Origin of the sequence: Streptomyces sp. NPDC088745 (assembly GCF_044751045.1) — a bacterium.
Lineage (GTDB): Bacteria > Actinomycetota > Actinomycetes > Streptomycetales > Streptomycetaceae > Streptomyces > Streptomyces cremeus.
This window is the reverse complement of the sequence record NZ_JBIVLB010000003.1, coordinates 767,297-784,855: the sequence shown is the minus strand read 5'-3', so window position 1 is coordinate 784,855 and position 17,559 is coordinate 767,297. Positions and strand designations below refer to the sequence as shown.

Sequence of the window (17,559 nt, the reverse complement as noted above, 5' to 3'; positions counted from 1 at the left end):
ATGCTCGGGAGGCTCGGGGCCGCCCCTTCTCCGTACGGCCCTCCCGGTCGGTACACAGCTCCGTCTTCCTCGCGTGAGAAAAGTGGTGTCGCCATGCAGCAGCGCATCGGTCATCTCGTCCCCTCCACCAGCGTCGGCGTCGAACGCTGGGTGGCCCAGATCTGCAAGCCGCTCGCCATCGAGGTGTCCCATCCGATCGCCCGCGCCTCGCTCCCCGAGGTGATGAGCGGTCCGGCGATCGCGCCGTCCCAGTCCGGTGAGCTCACGCGCGCCGCGGCCCAGTTGGCGGACGCGGGGGTGGGCGCCGTGGTGTGGGGCGGCAGCTCGTCGGACCTGCACGGGGCGGCGCACGGGCGGGCGATGGCGCGCTGGGTGGAGGAGGTCACGGGCGTACGGGCCTCCACGGTCACCCTCGGGCAGATCGACCTGCTCTCGCGCCGGGACCTCGTGTCGATCGCCCTGGTGTCGGCCGGCAACGAGCAGACGGCCGGCCGCGTCGCGGACACCTATCTCGCCGCCGGCTTCAAGATCGCCTCGGTGACCGCGCTGGGGCTCGCGACCGCGCGGGAGGCGGCGGAGCTGCCGGTCTCGCGGATGCGCCGGGTGCTGAAGGAGGCGGACTCGCCGGACGCGCAGTGCATCGTGGTCGCGGGCACGGAGCTGCCGGTGGCGCCCGTGGCGGCGCCGGCGGAACGGGAGCTGGGCAAGCCGGTGTACGACGGGGCGCGGGTGGCGGTCCGTACCGGCCTCGACCTGCTGGGCCTGTCGGTCACGGCGCCCGAGTGGGGCGAGATGTTCGGCGCCCGGAAGCCCGCCGGGGTGTGCTGTGACACGCACTGAACTCTCCCAGGACCTGCGGGAGTTCCTGCGTGCGTACGCCGCGGAGCACCCGGAGGACGTCCTCGTCGTCGAGGAGAAGCTGGACGGCGAGGACGTCGCGGCCCTGGCCCTGGAGCTGGCGGCGCGCGGCCGGAACGAGATGCTGGTGTGCCGGGACGTGGCGGGGCTCGGCACACCGGTCGTCACGAACGTCTTCGCTTCGCGCACCCGGGTGGCCCGCCTGCTGGGCACGGAACCGGCGGGCCTGCACGCGGCGTACCAGGCGGCCTCCGCCCGCAGGTGCGCCCCGCGCGTGGTCGCGGACGGGCCGGTGCTGGAGGTGGTGGAGTCGGGCGGGGACGTGGACCTGGCCGCGCTCCCCCTCATCCAGCACTTCGCGTCCGACCGGGGCCCGTACATCACGAGCGGGATCATCGCGGCGGAGGCCCCGGCGGACGCTCCGGGCCGGGCGGGGAACCTCAGCTACCACCGCTCGATGGTGCACGGCCGCAACGAGCTGGCGACGAGCCTGCACTCGCGCGGCCACCTGTGGCAGTTGCTGCGGCTCGCGGAGGAGCGCGGCGAACGGCTGCCGGTGGCCCTGGTGCTGGGCGGGCACCCGCTGTTCATGCTGGCGGCCTCGGCCCGGCTGGGCGCGGACGTGGACGAGCGGGACGTGGCGGGCGGTCTGTTCGGGGCGCCGCTGGAGGTCGTCCGGACGCCGGCGTACGGGATACGGGTGCCGGCGAGCGCGGAGATCGTGCTGGAGGGGTTCATCGACCCGGCGCGGCACGCGGAGGAGGGCCCGTTCGGGGAGTTCTCCGGCTACTCCTCCGACCGGTCGACGAACGACGTGCTGACGGTGGAGACCGTGCTGCGGCGGCGCGACGCGCTGCTGCTGGACGTGGTCGGGGGCAATACGGACGAGCACCTCAACCTCGCCCGCATTCCGCGCGAGTCGGAGATGGCGCAGAAGCTGAAGGAGCGGTTCCCCGAGGTCACCGCGCTGTACTACCCGACCTCCGGGACGCACTTCCACGCGTACGTGGCGATCGGCGCGTCCCGGCCGGGGCAGGCGCGGCAGATCATGCTGGGGCTGCTGGGCTGGGACCCGTACCTGAAGACGGTCGTGGCGGTGGACGCGGACGTGGACGTGACGGACGACTCGCAGGTGCTGTGGGCGATGGCCGCGCACCTCCAGCCGCACCGGGACGTGTTCGTGGTCGACGGCCTGCCGGGAAGCCCACTGGACCCCTCCTCCACGGCGAACGGCACGACCTCGCGGATGGCGCTGGACGCGACGCGCGGGGCGGATTTCCACGGGGTGCGCATCCGGGTGGCCCCGGAACGGGTGGCGGCGGCGCGGGAGTTGCTGGACGGGCGCTGAGCGGGGGGCGTCCCGGCGGTCGCGGAGGGCGCCGGCGGGGCCGTCCGCGGCGCGCCGCCCGGCCGGTGCGGTCGCCCGCCGGCGGCGGCCCGGAGCTCCGCTGATCCGGCCGCCCCCTGTGCGCACCCCACACACCGCCCCCCGGCATTGTGGGGTACGCACCCATGTCAGCCGCCCGGACGCGTCCCTACTGTTCCGGCCATGACGAGCAACCTTTCCGCCACCCCTGCCGCCCCCCTCCGGGGCCGCACCGCCCTCGTGACCGGCGGCGGCAGCGGCATCGGCCGGGCCTGCGCGCGGGCCCTGGCCGACGCCGGGGCCGCCGTGCACGTCGTGGACCGGGACGGCGACAGCGCGAAGGCGGTCGCCGAGGAGACCGGCGGACAGCCGCACGCCGTCGACCTCGCGGACGCCGCCGCCCTCGCCACGCTCCCCCGCGAGGTCGACGTCCTGGTCAACAACGCGGGCCTCCAGCACGTCGCCCCGATCACCGCCTTCCCGCCGGACCGCTTCGAGTTGATCCAGCGGGTGATGGTGACCGCCCCCTTCCTGCTGCTGCGCCACACCCTCCCCCACATGTACGCCGGCCGGTGGGGCCGGGTGGTGAACGTCTCCAGCGTGCACGGGCTGCGCGCCAGCGCGTACAAGAGCGCGTACGTGGCCGCCAAGCACGCGCTGGAGGGCCTGAGCAAGGTGGCCGCCCTGGAGGGCGCCCCGCACGGCGTCACCAGCAACTGCGTCAACCCCGGCTACGTGCGCACTCCGCTGGTGGAGGGCCAGCTCCAGGACCAGGCCGCCGCCCACCGCATCACCCCCGACCAGGTCCTCACCGACGTGCTCCTGGCCCGTTCGCCCGTGAAGCGGCTGCTGGAACCGGAGGAGGTGGCGGGGGCGGTGCTGTGGCTGTGCGGGCCGCACGCCGCGTCCGTGACCGGCGTGTCCCTGCCCCTGGACGGCGGTTGGACGGCGGGCTGACGCCCCTATGACAGCGAACTCCTCGAAGCCCACCCCTCTTTCCCGGAAACCGGTGACCCACCATGACCGACACCTCCGCCCAGGGCGCGCCACCGCGCTCCGGCATCGCCCGCATCGTCGGCGCCAGCCTGATCGGCACCACCGTCGAGTGGTACGACTTCTTCCTGTACGGGTCGGCCGCCGCCCTGGTCTTCAACACCCTCTTCTTCCCGACCAGCGACCCCCTGGTGGGCACGCTGATCGCCTTCGTGACGTACGCCATCGGGTTCGTCGCCCGCCCCCTGGGCGGTGTGGTCTTCGGCCACTTCGGCGACCGCGTCGGCCGCAAGAAGCTGCTGGTCCTGAGCCTGCTGCTGATGGGCGGCGCGACCTTCGCGATGGGTCTGCTGCCCACCTACGAGACCATCGGCGTGGGCGCGCCGATCCTGCTGACCGTGCTGCGCCTGGTGCAGGGCTTCGCGCTGGGCGGCGAGTGGGGCGGTGCGGTGCTGATCGTCTCCGAGCACGGCGGCGACAAGCACCGCGGGTTCTGGGCGAGTTGGCCGCAGGCGGGCGCGCCCGGCGGAAACCTGCTGGCCACGGGGGTGCTGGCGCTGCTGGCCGCAGTGCAGTCGGACGAGGCGTTCCTGTCCTGGGGCTGGCGGGTGCCGTTCCTGCTGTCGGGCGTCCTGGTCGTGATCGGGCTGTGGATACGGGTGTCGGTCAGCGAGTCCCCGGTCTTCCTGGCCGCGCAGGCGAAGGCGCGGACGGAGGCGGAGCGCGGCGGCAGGGAGCAGGCGCCGGTCGTGGAGGTGTTCCGGCGGAACTGGCGCGAGGTGCTCACGGCGATCGGCACCCGGTTCGGCGAGAACATCTCGTACTACCTGCTCACCTCCTTCCTCCTCGTGTACGTCACCGTGCACCTCGGGCTGCCCAGGTCCACCGCCCTGAACGCGGTGCTGATCGGCTCGGCGGTGCACTTCGTGACGATCCCACTGTGGGGGGCGCTGTCGGACCGGCTCGGGCGGCGGCCGGTGACGCTGATCGGCTCGGTGGGGATGGCGGTGTGGGCGTTCGTCTTCTTCGCCCTGGTGGACGGGAAGTCCTTCGCGGTGATCACGCTGTCGGTGACGGTGGGGCTGCTGCTGCACGGGGCGATGTACGGGCCGCAGGCGGCGTTCATCTCGGAGATGTTCGACACGAAGGTGCGGTACTCGGGGGCCTCGATGGGTTCGCAGCTCGCGTCGATCGTGGCGGGCGCGCTCGCCCCGATCGTCGCGGTGGAACTGCTGAAGGACTTCGACTCCTCGCTGCCGCTGAGCCTGTATCTGGGCGGGGCGGCGCTGGTCACGTCGCTGACGGTGTTCTTCGCGCGGGAGACCCGGGGCCGTGACCTGGCCCGTGACCAGGCGTCGCCGGACACGGCCGTCCCCTCCGGCCGGCCGGGCGCGGGCGCCGCGCAGGCGGCGGAACGGGGCTGAGGCGGGACTGAGGCGGGGCCGGTGCGGCACGCGGGGACGGCGGGCGGGGACCGGGGCGCGGGTGCGCGCCCCGGCCCCCGCCGCGCGTCCGGCACTCTGGTATCCCGCACCATGACCCCCCAACTCCCCTCTCCCGTACGGACGGACCGCCGCCACCATGACCGACGACCACGCCGCCCCCGCACCCGCGCCCGCGCCCCCGGTGGCCGACGGGGCTGCGAACGTGCCGCGCGAGCTGCTCGGCCTGCTGGCCGCCGGGGCCACCGCCGAGGAGCTGGCGGCGCCCGCCGCACGGGCCGGGGCCGGGGCCGGCCCCGCGCAGGCGGCGCTCCTCGCCGAGGCGACCGAGGCCGCACTGTCCGTACGGCGCACCCTCGACCAGCACCGGCGGCGGGAGGCGGAACTGGCCGCGCTGTTCGACACGGCGGGCGACCTGGCGGCGCTGCGCGGGCTGGACGCCGTACTGCGGGCCATCGTCCGGCGGGCCAGGACGCTGCTGGGCGCGGACGTGGCGTACCTGACCCTCAACGACCCGGCGCGCCACGACACCTACATGCGGGTCACGGACGGCTCGGTGTCCGCCGCCTTCCAGCAGTTGCGGCTGCGGATGGGCGACGGTCTCGGCGGGCTGGTGGCGCAGACCGCGCGGCCGTACGCCAGCCGCGACTACCGCACCGACTTCCGGTTCCGGCACACCGGGGCCATCGACGACGGCGTCGGGGAGGAGGGGCTGCGCGGCATCCTCGGCGTGCCGCTGCGGCTCGGGGACCGGGTGATCGGGGTGCTGTTCGCCGCCGACCGCAGTCCGCGCGACTTCACCCCGGACGCGATCGCGCTGCTCGGCTCGCTCGCCGACCACGCGGCCGTCGCCATCGACGGGGCCCGCCTGATGGAGGAGACCCGGGCCGCGCTCACCGGCCTGGAGGCCGCGAACGCCACGGCCCGCGCGCACAGCGACGCGCTGCGCCGCGCCTCGGACGCCCACGACCGGCTCACCGAACTGGTGCTGCGCGGCGGCGGGGTGGCGGACGTGGCGGGAGAGATCGCGGCGCTGCTGGGCGGCGGCCTCACCGTGCACGACGCGGACGGCGAGGTGCTGGCCCGGGTCGGCGGGGGCGCGCCGGGTCCGCCGAGCCGGGGGCTGGCGGAGTCCCGCACGAGCGGGCGGGCGGTGTACGCGGAGGACCGCTGGACCTGTGCGGTGGTCGCGGGGGCGGAACTGCTGGGGTGCCTGGTGCTGACGGGGCGGTCGGGGCCCGGGGAGCCGGGGCGGGTGCTCGCCGACGCGGACCTGCGCCTGTTCGAACGGGCCGCGCTGGTCACCGCCCTGGTGCTGCTGCTGCGCCGGTCGGTGGCGGAGGCCGAGGACCGGGTGCGCGGCGAACTCCTGGACGACCTGCTGACCGACCCGTCGCGGCGCACCGGCGGCGGAAGTCTGGCGCTGCGCGCCCGGCGGCTGGGCGTCGACGTGGCGGGGCCGCACGTGGTGGTGGCACTGGACTGCGCACCGCGGGTCAGGTCCCGGCTGGCCACGGAGGCGGCCCGGCGGGCCCGGGCGCTGGGGGCGCTGTCCGGGCCGCGGGAGGGGCAGGTCGTCCTGGTCGCCCCCGGGGACGCGGACCGGGCCGCCCGGCTGGCCCACGAGCTCGCCCGCGACCTGGGCCGGGTCCTGGACTCACCGGTCACCGCGGGCGCGGCGGGCACCGCCGAAGGGCCCGACGGGCTGCCGCACGCCCATGCGGAGGCCGTGCGCTGCCTGACCGCGCTGCACGCGCTGGGCCGCACCGGGGAAGGGGCGGACGTCACGGAACTGGGCTTCCTGGGCGTCCTGTTGGGCGACCGGGCGGACGTCGGCCCGTACACGGCACGCGTGCTGGGACCCGTACTGGACTACGACGCGGCGCAGGGGACGGAGCTGATCCGCACGCTGGAGGCGTACTACGCGCACGGGGCGTCACTGACCCGCGCCAAGGACGCGCTGCACGTCCACGTCAACACGGTGACCCAACGCCTGGAGCGCGTCTCCCGGCTGCTCGGACCGGCCTGGAACACCCCGTCCCGCGCCCTGGAGATCCAACTCGCCCTGCGCCTGCACCGCCTGGCCCGCCCGGAGCGGTCCCCGTGAGGGCCGCCCGGAAGAACGGCGAGGGGCGGTGCGATCCCGCACCGCCCCTCGCCCGTGCACTGCCGGGAGGTCAGGCGCCGATCATGTGCACGCCGCCGTCGACGTGAATGATCTCGCCGGTCGTCTTCGGGAAGAAGTCCGACAGCAGCGCGACGATGCCCTTGCCCGCGGGCTCCGGGTCGGCCATGTCCCACTTCATCGGGGAGCGCTCGTCCCACACCTTCGCCAGGTCGCCGAAGCCCGGGATGGACTTCGCGGCCATCGACCCGATCGGACCCGCCGAGATCAGGTTGCAGCGCAGGCCCTCGGCGCCCAGGTCGCGGGCGAGGTAGCGGGAGGTGGCCTCCAGCGCGGCCTTCGCCGGGCCCATCCAGTCGTACTGCGGCCAGGCGAACTGCGCGTCGAAGGTGAGGCCGACGATCGAGCCGCCCTCGCTCATCAGCGGGCGGCACGCCATCGTCAGGGACTTCAGCGAGAAGGCCGAGACGTGCATGGCGGTGGCGACCGACTCGAACGGCGTGTTCAGGAAGTTGCCGCCGAGCGCGTCCTGCGGCGCGAAGCCGATGGAGTGCACGACGCCGTCGAGCGAGCCCAGCTCCTCGCGGACGAGACCTTCGAGACGGTCCAGGTGCTCCTGGTTCGTCACGTCCAGCTCGATGACCTTCGCCGGCTTCGGGAGCTTCTTGGCGATGCGCTCGGTCAGCGTCGGGCGGGGGAAGGCCGTCAGGATGACGTTCGCACCCTGCTCCTGCGCCACCTTGGCCGCGTGAAAGGCGATGGAGGACTCCATCAGGACACCCGTGATGAGGATGTTCTTGCCTTCGAGGATTCCACTCATGGCGATCAGTGACCCATGCCCAATCCGCCGTCAACCGGGATGACGGCTCCAGTGATGTACGACGCGTCGTCGGAGGCGAGGAACTTCACCGCCGCGGCGATCTCCTCCGGCTGCGCGTAACGGCCGAGCGGCACCTGGGCGACGATGCCCTTGCGCTGCTCGTCGTTGAGCACCTGGGTCATGTCGGTGTCGACAAACCCGGGCGCGACGACGTTGAACGTGATGTTGCGCGACCCCAGCTCGCGGGCGAGCGAACGCGCGAAACCGACCAGACCGGCCTTCGAGGCGGCGTAGTTCGCCTGCCCCGCCGAGCCCAGCAGACCCACCACCGAGGAGATCAGCACGACGCGGCCCTTCCTGGCGCGCAGCATGCCGCGGTTGGCACGCTTCACGACCCGGAAGGTGCCGGTGAGGTTGGTGTCGAGGACGGACGTGAAGTCCTCCTCGGACATGCGCATCAGGAGCTGGTCCTTGGTGACGCCGGCGTTGGCCACCAGCACCTCCACGGGACCGTGCTTCTCCTCGATCTCCTTGTAGGCCTGCTCCACCTGCTCGGTGTCGGTGATGTCGCACTTGACGGCGAGGAAGCCCGCCTTCTCAAGGTCCGACGGATCACCCGAGCGGTACGTGATCGCGACCCTGTCGCCGTTGTCGGCGAAAGCGCGGGCGATGGCGAGGCCGATGCCCCGGTTTCCTCCGGTGACGAGAACCGAGCGGCTCAACGGATCACCCTTTCGAATAGCGGTCTGGTACCGACCGAAACTATCGGTACCGGAGCTCGTACGGAGAATCGGGCCCTGACAGCGCAGTCATCCGGCGGCTGTCGGGTCCCTACAGAAACGTCCCGCTGCCGCGCCGCGCAAAGGGGGTGGCCGCCCCGCCCCCGTACAGGACATGATCGGGGCGACCTCGTCTCGACGACAGGAGACATCCGTGCCGCAGTCCCCCCGATCCCCTCATCCCATCGACCCCGCCTTCACCGCGCTCCCCCTGCGCGCCCTCGCCGACGCCGCCCTCGCGCGGGCCAGGGCGCTCGGGGCGGAGCACGCCGACTTCCGGTTCGAGCGGGTGCGCAGTGCCTCCTGGCGGCTGCGGGACGCCAGGCCGTCCGGGTCCAGCGACTCCACCGACCTCGGGTACGCGGTGCGGGTGGTGCACGGCGGGGCCTGGGGTTTCGCCTCCGGGGTGGATCTCAGCATGGACGCCGCGGCCCGCGTCGCCGGGCAGGCCGTCGCGATGGCCCGGTTGTCCGCCAAGGTGATCAAGGCGGCCGGGTCCGACGAGCGGGTGGAGCTCGCGGATGAGCCGGTGCACGAGGACCGGACCTGGGTCTCCTCGTACGAGACCAATCCGTTCGACGTGCCGGGCGAGGAGAAGGCGGCGCTGCTCGCCGACTGGAGCGGGCGGCTGCTGCGGGCGGACGGCGTGGCGCACGTCGACGCCTCGCTGCTGACCGTGCAGGAGAACAAGTTCTACGCCGACACCGCGGGGACCGTCACCACGCAGCAGCGGGTGCGGGTGCATCCGCAGCTCACGGCGGTCGCGGTGGACGCGGGCTCCGGCGAGTTCGACTCGATGCGGACGATCGCGCCGCCGGCCGGGCGCGGCTGGGAGTACCTGACGGGCACCGGCTGGGACTGGGACTCCGAGATCGAGGAGATTCCCTCGCTGCTGGCCGAGAAGATGCGGGCGCCGGGCGTCGAGGCGGGGACGTACGACCTGGTCGTCGACCCGTCGAACCTGTGGCTGACGATCCACGAGTCGATCGGGCACGCGACGGAGCTGGACCGGGCGCTGGGGTACGAGGCGGCCTACGCCGGAACCTCGTTCGCCACCTTCGACCAGCTCGGGAAGCTCGCGTACGGGTCGCCGGTGATGAACGTGACCGGGGACCGGACCGTCGAGCACGGTCTCGCGACGGTCGGGTACGACGACGAGGGCGTCGCCGGGCAGTCCTGGGACCTGGTGAAGGACGGCACGCTGGTCGGGTACCAGACCGACCGCAGGATCGCGAAGCTGACCGGGCTCGGGCGGTCCAACGGGTGCGCGTACGCCGACTCCCCCGGGCACGTGCCCGTGCAGCGGATGGCGAACGTCTCGTTGCGGCCGGAGCCCGGCGGGCTGTCGACGGAGGATCTGATCGGGGGTGTCGAGCGCGGGATCTACGTGGTCGGCGACCGGTCGTGGTCGATCGACATGCAGCGCTTCAACTTCCAGTTCACCGGTCAGCGGTTCTACCGGATCGAGAACGGGCGGCTGGCGGGGCAGTTGCGGGACGTCGCGTACCAGTCGACGACCACCGACTTCTGGGGCTCGATGGAGAAGGTCGGCGGCCCGCAGACGTATGTGCTGGGCGGCGCCTTCAACTGCGGCAAGGCCCAGCCGGGCCAGGTCGCGGCCGTCTCGCACGGCTGCCCTTCGGCCCTCTTCCGGGGCGTCAACATTCTGAACACCACGCAGGAGGCCGGGCGATGAGCCGCGTGAGCAAGCCCTACGAGATCGTCGAGCGGGCGCTGGAGCTGTCCACCGCCGACGGGTGCGTCGTCATCGCCGACGAGGAGTCGTCCGCGAACCTGCGGTGGGCGGGCAACGCCCTGACCACGAACGGTGTGACGCGCGGGCGCACCCTGACCGTCGTCGCGACCGTGGACGGCGCCGAGGGCACCGCGTCCGGTGTCGTGTCCCGGTCGGCGGTCACCGCCGAGGAGCTGGAGCCGCTGGTACGGGCCGCCGAGGCGGCCGCCCGGTCGGCGGGTCCCGCCGAGGACGCCCAGCCGCTGGTCGAGGGCGTGCCGGTGTCGGCGGACTTCCGGGACGCGCCCGCGGAGACCTCGTCGGCGGTCTTCGACGCCTTCGCGCCCGCCCTCGGCGAGGCCTTCGCCCGCGCCCGGTCGGGCGGGCGGGAGCTGTACGGGTTCGCGCACCACGAGATGACCTCCAGCTACCTCGGTACGTCGACGGGGCTGCGGCTCCGCCACGACCAGCCCAACGGCACCCTGGAGGTCAACGCCAAGTCCCCCGACCGTACGAAGTCGGCGTGGGCCGGGCGCTCCACCCGGGACTTCCGGGACGTCGACCCCGGGGCCCTGGACGAGGAGCTGGCGCGGCGGCTGGCGTGGGCCGAGCGGCGGATCGACCTGCCCGCCGGGCGGTACGAGACGCTGCTGCCGCCGAGCGCGGTGGCGGACCTGCTGGTGTACCAGCTCTGGTCGTCGGGGGCGCGGGACGCGGTGGAGGGGCGGACGGTGTTCTCCCGGCCGGGCGGCTCCACCCGGCTCGGGGACACCCTGTCCGCGCTGCCGCTGACGCTGCGCAGCGACCCGGACGAGCCGGGGCTCGAAGCGGCGCCGTTCGTGCTGGCGCACTCCTCGGGCGGGGACGCGTCGGTGTTCGACAACGGGCTGCCGCTGGCCCCCACCGAGTGGATCAAGGACGGGAGGCTGGAGCGGCTGATCACCAGCCGCAACACCGCCGCCCTGACGAAACTGCCGGTGGCCCCGGACATCGACAACCTGATCCTCGACGCCGGCGGCACGAAGACGCTGGACGAGATGGTCGCGTCCACCGGGCGCGGACTGCTGCTGACCTGCCTGTGGTACATCCGCGAGGTCGACCCGGCGACGCTGCTGCTGACCGGCCTGACCAGGGACGGCGTGTACCTGGTGGAGGACGGCGAGGTGGTCGGCGAGGTGAACAACTTCCGGTTCAACGAGTCACCGGTGGACCTGCTGTCGCGGGCCACCGAGGCCGGTGCGACCGAGAAGACGCTGCCCAGGGAATGGGGCGACTGGTTCACCCGGGCCGCGATGCCCGCACTGCGGGTGCCGGATTTCAATATGAGTTCTGTCAGCCGGGGCGTATAACCTCGGTCAGCACGCATCGGTACCGGCAATCGCCGCGTACCCGTACATCCGAGGAGATACGAGAACCGTGACGGACATCGTCGACGAGCTGAAGTGGCGCGGGCTGTTCGCCCAGTCCACGGACGAAGACGCACTGCGCAAGGCGCTCGCGGACGGCCCCGTCACGTTCTATTGCGGCTTCGACCCGACCGCGGCGAGCCTGCACGTGGGACACCTGGTGCAGGTGCTCACGATGCGCAGGCTCCAGCAGGCGGGTCTGAAGCCGCTGGCGCTGGTGGGCGGGGCCACCGGGCAGATCGGTGACCCCCGTCCGACGGCCGAGCGCACGCTGAACGACCCGGAGACCATCAGGGAGTGGGTGGACCGGCTGCGTGCGCAGATCGAGCCCTTCCTCGACTTCGAGGGCTCGCGGTCCGCCCACCCGGCGACCATGGTCAACAACCTGGACTGGACCGGCGGCCTGTCCGCGATCGAGTTCCTGCGGGACATCGGCAAGCACTTCCGGGTCAACAAGATGCTCACCAAGGACTCGGTCGCCCGCCGGCTGGAGTCCGAGCAGGGCATCAGCTACACCGAGTTCAGCTACCAGCTGCTCCAGGGCATGGACTTCCTGGAGCTGTACCGCCGCTACGGCTGCACCCTCCAGCAGGGCGGCAGCGACCAGTGGGGCAACCTCACCGCCGGTCTCGACCTGATCCACCGGATCGAGCCGGAGGCGGTCGTGCACGCGCTGGCGACGCCGCTGATGACGAAGGCGGACGGTACCAAGTTCGGCAAGACCGAGGGCGGGGCCGTCTGGCTGGACCCGGAGATGACCACGCCGTACGCGTTCTACCAGTTCTGGCTGAACGTGGACGACCGGGACGTGTCGCGGTACCTGCGCATCCTCAGCTTCCGCACGCGCGCCGAGCTGGAGGAGCTGGAGGCGCAGACCGAGGAGCGTCCGCAGGCGCGTGCCGCCCAGCGTGCGCTGGCGGAGGAGCTGACGACGCTGGTGCACGGGGCCGACCAGTGCGCCGCCGTCATCGCCGCGTCGAAGGCGCTGTTCGGGCAGGGCGAGCTGACCGACCTGGACGAGCCGACGCTGAGGGCCGCGCTGTCCGAGCTGCCGCACGCGAAGGCGGAGGGCCCGGGCCCGGTCGTGGACCTGCTGATCGCGGCGGGCCTCGCGCCCAGCAAGGGCGGCGCCCGGCGCACCATCAAGGAGGGCGGCGCCTACGTGAACAACGTCAAGGTCACCGCCGAGGACGCCGAGGTCACCGCCGACGAGCTGCTGCACGGCCGCTGGCTGGTGCTGCGCAAGGGCAAGAAGAACCTGGCCGCGGTGGAGATCACGGGCTGAACCGGGTCCGCACCCGTACGGAAGCCTGGTTTCGCGCCCGTACGGGAGCCTGGTTCGCACCCGTGCGGGAGCCGCTTCCGTACGGCAGGCGCGGCAGCGGGCCGGAAGCCCCCCTCGGGGTTCCGGCCCGCTCTCGTGCCGGGGGTCAGGCGCGGCGCCTGTTCCCCCGGGCCATGGCGTAGAGCGCATCGCCCACCCCGACCATGACCACGGCTCCGATCAGCTGCAGGATGTGCCGGCCCCAGTCGATGCCCCGGGTCTCGTCGATACCGAGCCCGGCCGCGATCCAGTTGCCGAGCACGGCACCGATCATGCCGAGGATCGTCGTCAGCCAGAGCGGGATCTGCTGCCTGCCCGGGATGATCGCCTTGGCGATGAGACCGAGCACCAGTCCCACGATGATTGCCCACAACCAACTCATGTCGCCTCCTCGTACGGGCGCGGATGTGCGCTGCGACCAAGTCTGGGCGGATACCCCGTACGGCGCATGTCGGACACCGCCGTACGGGCGAGACGCGGCCGGTTCCGCCCCCGTCCGTACGGGCCCCGCTCTGCCGTCTGTCGGAGGGCGGGCGTACCGTGGAGGTATCCGGGCCGGGGAGTGCCCGGCGCTGGAGTCTGGTGGTGGAGTCGTGGTGCGGAAGCTGCGCGGGGCCGAGGTCGTACGGATCACCGGAGCCCGGCAGGGCCTCGCCGAGGACGTCCGGGGCAGACAGCGCCGGTACGTCATCTCGATGTCGGTCAGGACGGTGGCGGTCATCCTCGCCGCCGTGCTGTGGAACGTGGAGCGTCACGTGGCGATCGTGGCGCTGGCGCTGGGCGTGCTGCTGCCGTACGTCTCGGTGGTGATCGCCAACGCCGGCCGGGAGAGCGCCAAGCCGCTGCCCAGTTCGTTCGTGCCGGCGCCGGTGCGGCCGGCGATCGGGCCGCCGCTGGAGGGCACCGTGATGGGGCCCGACGAGGGTCCTTTCCGGGACGCGGGGGCGGCCTCCGGGCGGGCCGAACCGGTCAACGAGCCCCGGGGGCGGACCACTTAGCTCCACCCGGGCTCAAGAAAAGCTCAGATCAATCATGACGTTCCGGTGCACCGCACCCCGTCCCCCGTGACATACTTCGTAGGCGCTCCGCATCCCCCGTCGGAGCGACGGACCGACGCCGGGCAGCTCCCCCCGTGGCTGCTCGGCGTCGCCTTTTTGTTCTGGGATGTGTTGTGGGAAGTCTGCGGTGAGCGAAGAGAACCCCGTCTGTTCCGCCAAGGGCTGCCGCGTCGACGCGGTCTGGGTGCTGGCCTGGAACAATCCGAAGCTGCACACTCCGGAGCGCCGCAAGACGTGGCTCGCCTGCGAGGAGCACCGCGAGCACCTGTCGCAGTTCCTGGGCGTACGGGGTTTCCTCAAGGACGTCGTGAAGCTCGCCGACTGGGACGAGCCCCCGGCCCGCTGAGGCCCCCGTCAGCCGCCGATCGCCGACATCGGGCGGTCCGGCTGGAGGAAGGCCGGGTCGTCGAGGCCCGAGCCCGCCTTCTTGCCCCACATCGCGACCTTCCACAGCTCCGCGATCTCCTGGTCCGTGGCCTGCGAGCGCAGCGCCGAGCGCAGGTCGGACTCCTCGCGGGCGAAGAGGCAGGTGCGGACCTGGCCGTCGGCGGTGAGCCGGGTGCGGTCGCAGGCCCCGCAGAACGGGCGGGTGACCGAGGCGATGACGCCGACCCGGTGCGGGCCGCCGTCGACCGTCCAGCGCTCGGCGGGCGCGGAGCCGCGCTCGGTGTCGCTCTCCTCGGTGAGGGTGAAGCGGGTGCGCAGGGAGGCCAGGATGTCACCGGCGGTGATCATGCCGTCGCGCTTCCAGCCGTGCTGGGCGTCCAGCGGCATCTGCTCGATGAAGCGCAGCTCGTAGTCGTTCTCGACCGCCCAGGCCAGCAGGTCGGGGGCCTCGTCGTCGTTGAGGCCGGGCATCAGGACGGTGTTGACCTTGACGGGGGTGAGTCCGGCGTCGCGGGCGGCGGCCATGCCCTCCAGGACGTCCCGGTGGCGGTCGCGGCGGGTGAGGGTCTTGAAGACGTCGGGGCGCAGCGTGTCCAGGGAGACGTTGACCCGGTCGAGGCCGGCGGCCTTGAGGGCGGCGGCGGTGCGCTTGAGGCCGATGCCGTTGGTGGTCAGCGACATCCTGGGGCGGGGGACGAGGGCGGCGCAGCGCTCGACGATCCCGACCAGGCCGGGGCGGAGCAGCGGTTCGCCGCCGGTGAAGCGGATCTCGGTGATGCCCAGTTCGGTGACGGCGATGCGGATCAGCCGGACGATCTCGTCGTCGGAGAGCAGCTCCTGCTTGCCGAGCCACTGCAGGCCCTCTTCCGGCATGCAGTAGGTGCAGCGCAGATTGCACTTGTCCGTCAGAGAGACGCGCAGGTCGGTGGCGACCCTGCCGAAGGTGTCGATGAGCACTGTGGGCCCCCTCCCCGATGGGTGACTGGTACTTCCGACACTACGCGACGGCACTGACAACGCCGGGGGCCGATTGTCACGAGTCGCGACGGGGCCGCGTCGTAGGACTCTACGACGCGGCCCCGGTGCCGGGTACCGGAACGTACCGGTCAGTACGGTGCGTACCGGAAAGTACGGTCAGTGCGCTCCGGTGCCGGTGAGCGACTTGACCTCCAGTTCGGCGTACTTGCCCTTGTCGGGCGCCTCCTTGGAGAGCACCGAGCCGAGCCAGCCGAGCAGGAAGCCCAGCGGGATCGAGATCAGGCCCGGGTTCTCCAGCGGGAACCAGGCGAAGTCGACGCCCTTGAACATCGAGGTCGGCTTGCCCGAGACGACCGGCGAGAACAGCACCAGGAAGACCGCCGCGAACAGGCCGCCGTAGATCGACCACAGAGCGCCCTGGGTGGTGAAGCGCTTCCAGAAGAGGCTGTAGAGGATCGTCGGCAGGTTGGCGGAGGCGGCGACCGCGAAGGCGAGGGCGACGAGGCCGGCGACGTTGAGGTCGCGGGCGAGGGCGCCGAGCGCGATGGAGACGATGCCGATGAGGACGGTGGCCCAGCGGGCGGCCCGCATCTCCTCCTTCTCCGTCGCCCTGCCGCGCCGGATGACGTTCGCGTAGATGTCGTGCGCGAACGAGGACGACGAGGCGAGGGTGAGGCCCGCGACGACCGCGAGGATCGTCGCGAAGGCGACGGCGGAGATGACGGCCAGCAGGATCGCGCCGCCGGTGGAACCGGAGCCGCCGCCGATCTCGAGCGCGGCGAGCGGGGCCGCGGTGTTGCCCGCCTTGTTGGAGGCGGTGATGTCGCCCGGCTTGAGGAGGGCGGCGGCGCCGAAGCCCAGCACGATCGTCATCAGGTAGAAGGCGCCGATGATCCCGATGGCCCAGTTGACGGACTTACGGGCGGCCTGCGCGGTCGGGACGGTGTAGAAGCGGATCAGGATGTGCGGCAGTCCGGCCGTGCCGAGCACCAGGGCGATGCCCAGGGAGAGGAAGTCCAGCTTGGACATCGCGCTGACGCCGTACTTGAGGCCCGGCTCCAGGAAGCCCTCCTTGCCGCTGTTGGTGGCGGCCGCGCCGAGCAGGTCGGAGATGTTGAAGTTGAACTTCAGCAGGATCAGGAAGGTGATCAGCAGGGTGCCCGCGATGAGCAGGACGGCCTTGACCATCTGCACCCAGGTGGTGCCCTTCATGCCGCCGATGGTGACGTACACGATCATCAGGACGCCGACCAGGGCGACGATGGCGATCTTGCCGCCGTCGCTGGTGATACCGAGCAGCAGGGACACCAGCACACCGGCGCCGGCCATCTGCGCGAGCAGGTAGAAGATCGACACGACGATCGTCGAGGTGCCCGCCGCGGTGCGCACCGGGCGCTGCTTCATGCGGTACGCCAGGACGTCGCCCATGGTGTACCGGCCGGAGTTGCGCAGCGGTTCGGCGACCAGCAGCAGGGCCACCAGCCAGGCCACCAGGAAGCCGATGGAGTACAGGAAGCCGTCGTAGCCGAAGAGGGCGATGGAGCCCGCGATGCCCAGGAAGGAAGCGGCGGACATGTAGTCGCCGGAGATCGCGAGGCCATTCTGGAAGCCGGTGAACTGGCGGCCGCCGGCGTAGAAGTCGGAGGCGCTCTTGGTCTGCCGTCCGGCCCAGACGGTGATGCCGAGGGTGGCCACGACGAACGCGGCGAAGAGGCTGATGATCAGCGGCCGGTGTTCGCTCGCGCCCTCACCGGCGGCGAGCTGCCAGCCCAGGTTCAGGGTGTTCATTCGCCGGCCTCCAGACGGGACTTGATCGCCGCGGCCTTCGGGTCGAGCTTGGTCGCCGCGTGCCGGGCGTAGAACCAGGCGATGAGGAACGTCGTCACGAACTGGAGGATGCCGAAGACGAGGGCGACGTTGATGTTGCCGAAGAGCTTGGTGCCCATGAAGCCGCCGGCGTAGTTCGACATCAGTACGTACAGCAGGTACCAGGCGATGAAGGCGACGGTCAGAGGGAAGGCGAACGAGCGGTGGGCGCGGCGCAGTTCGCCGAATTCCGCGCTCTCCTGCACCGCGACGAACTGCTCTGTCGTGGGCCCGGCGGGCTGGGTGTCCGGGCCGCCCTGGGGCGGTGGTGCATCGGTGGTCACGGATTCTCCTCGCGACGCGGTCGGAACGGAGGGGGTCAAGAGGACCTCACTGGGACGGGGGACGGACGGCTTGCCTCCCCCTGTCAACGGCACGGCGCGCGGGGCGTCTCGGTTCAACGGACGCGTTTTCTTTTCCGA

At 72.2% G+C, this 17,559-nt stretch carries 16 protein-coding genes; 10 read left to right on the top strand and 6 right to left on the bottom strand.

Features of this window, described 5'->3' with window-relative positions:
* Nucleotides 1–93 precede the first annotated feature (93 nt).
* The 5 genes from ACIP93_RS12790 (at nt 94) to ACIP93_RS12770 (ending at nt 6,766) form a co-directional block, all read left to right on the top strand.
* Entirely contained in the window at nt 94–840 is a 747-nt protein-coding gene (locus ACIP93_RS12790; protein WP_401757882.1) for a hypothetical protein, read from the top strand.
* Nucleotides 827–2,206 carry a UbiD family decarboxylase gene (locus ACIP93_RS12785; protein WP_401757880.1) on the top strand — a complete coding sequence of 460 codons (1,380 nt, stop codon included), beginning with the start codon at nt 827–829 and terminating at the stop codon, nt 2,204–2,206. Before ACIP93_RS12790 ends, ACIP93_RS12785 begins: the two co-directional genes overlap by 14 nt.
* 201 nt (nt 2,207–2,407) lie before the next feature.
* Nucleotides 2,408–3,181 (top strand): 3-hydroxybutyrate dehydrogenase, encoded by a 774-nt coding sequence (locus tag ACIP93_RS12780; RefSeq protein WP_401757878.1) that lies wholly within the window; start codon nt 2,408–2,410, stop codon nt 3,179–3,181.
* Nucleotides 3,182–3,243: 62 nt separating this feature from the next.
* Nucleotides 3,244–4,641: an MFS transporter gene (locus tag ACIP93_RS12775; RefSeq protein WP_401757876.1), complete on the top strand. Its 1,398-nt coding sequence runs from the start codon at nt 3,244–3,246 to the stop codon at nt 4,639–4,641.
* A 157-nt stretch (nt 4,642–4,798) separates the two neighbouring features.
* On the top strand, nt 4,799–6,766 hold the full coding sequence (locus ACIP93_RS12770) for a helix-turn-helix domain-containing protein (RefSeq protein WP_401757874.1): 1,968 nt from the start codon (nt 4,799–4,801) through the stop codon (nt 6,764–6,766).
* A gap of 70 nt (nt 6,767–6,836) precedes the next feature.
* Here the strand turns inward: ACIP93_RS12770 and fabI are convergent, their stop codons facing one another.
* Both fabI and fabG read right to left on the bottom strand, forming a co-directional pair.
* The gene (gene fabI / locus ACIP93_RS12765; RefSeq protein ID WP_345224311.1) at nt 6,837–7,604 is read right to left on the bottom strand and encodes an enoyl-ACP reductase FabI; all 768 of its coding nucleotides are present in this window, start codon (nt 7,602–7,604) and stop codon (nt 6,837–6,839) included.
* A 5-nt stretch (nt 7,605–7,609) separates the two neighbouring features.
* Entirely contained in the window at nt 7,610–8,326 is a 717-nt protein-coding gene (fabG, locus tag ACIP93_RS12760) for a 3-oxoacyl-[acyl-carrier-protein] reductase (protein ID WP_345224308.1), read from the bottom strand.
* A 241-nt stretch (nt 8,327–8,567) separates the two neighbouring features.
* On the opposite strand from fabG, the gene ACIP93_RS12755 reads away from it, so the two are divergent.
* The 3 genes from ACIP93_RS12755 (at nt 8,568) to tyrS (ending at nt 12,809) form a co-directional block, all read left to right on the top strand.
* The gene (locus ACIP93_RS12755) at nt 8,568–10,079 is read left to right on the top strand and encodes a TldD/PmbA family protein (RefSeq protein ID WP_401757962.1); all 1,512 of its coding nucleotides are present in this window, start codon (nt 8,568–8,570) and stop codon (nt 10,077–10,079) included.
* A complete protein-coding gene (locus ACIP93_RS12750; RefSeq protein ID WP_401757871.1) occupies nt 10,076–11,467 on the top strand; it encodes a metallopeptidase TldD-related protein in 1,392 nt (463 codons plus the stop codon). The genes ACIP93_RS12755 and ACIP93_RS12750 overlap by 4 nt, the downstream gene beginning before the upstream one ends.
* 67 nt (nt 11,468–11,534) lie before the next feature.
* Complete coding sequence (tyrS, locus tag ACIP93_RS12745) at nt 11,535–12,809, top strand: tyrosine--tRNA ligase (protein WP_401757869.1); 1,275 nt, start codon at nt 11,535–11,537, stop codon at nt 12,807–12,809.
* A 145-nt stretch (nt 12,810–12,954) separates the two neighbouring features.
* Here the strand turns inward: tyrS and ACIP93_RS12740 are convergent, their stop codons facing one another.
* The gene (locus ACIP93_RS12740) at nt 12,955–13,230 is read right to left on the bottom strand and encodes a GlsB/YeaQ/YmgE family stress response membrane protein (protein ID WP_345224298.1); all 276 of its coding nucleotides are present in this window, start codon (nt 13,228–13,230) and stop codon (nt 12,955–12,957) included.
* A 214-nt stretch (nt 13,231–13,444) separates the two neighbouring features.
* On the opposite strand from ACIP93_RS12740, the gene ACIP93_RS12735 reads away from it, so the two are divergent.
* On the top strand, nt 13,445–13,846 hold the full coding sequence (locus ACIP93_RS12735; RefSeq protein WP_345224296.1) for a DUF3099 domain-containing protein: 402 nt from the start codon (nt 13,445–13,447) through the stop codon (nt 13,844–13,846).
* 187 nt (nt 13,847–14,033) lie between these two features.
* Nucleotides 14,034–14,252, top strand: coding sequence for a hypothetical protein (locus ACIP93_RS12730; protein ID WP_345224293.1), 219 nt, complete (start codon nt 14,034–14,036; stop codon nt 14,250–14,252).
* An 8-nt stretch (nt 14,253–14,260) separates the two neighbouring features.
* On the opposite strand, the gene moaA is transcribed toward ACIP93_RS12730, so the two are convergent.
* From moaA to ACIP93_RS12715, 3 genes are all read right to left on the bottom strand, one after another.
* Nucleotides 14,261–15,250, bottom strand: coding sequence for a GTP 3',8-cyclase MoaA (gene moaA / locus ACIP93_RS12725; RefSeq protein WP_345224291.1), 990 nt, complete (start codon nt 15,248–15,250; stop codon nt 14,261–14,263).
* 177 nt (nt 15,251–15,427) lie between these two features.
* On the bottom strand, nt 15,428–17,059 hold the full coding sequence (locus ACIP93_RS12720) for a cation acetate symporter (RefSeq protein WP_345224288.1): 1,632 nt from the start codon (nt 17,057–17,059) through the stop codon (nt 15,428–15,430).
* On the bottom strand, nt 17,056–17,421 hold the full coding sequence (locus tag ACIP93_RS12715) for a DUF485 domain-containing protein (protein WP_345224286.1): 366 nt from the start codon (nt 17,419–17,421) through the stop codon (nt 17,056–17,058). The genes ACIP93_RS12720 and ACIP93_RS12715 overlap by 4 nt, the downstream gene beginning before the upstream one ends.
* Between the last annotated feature and the right edge of the window lie 138 nt (nt 17,422–17,559).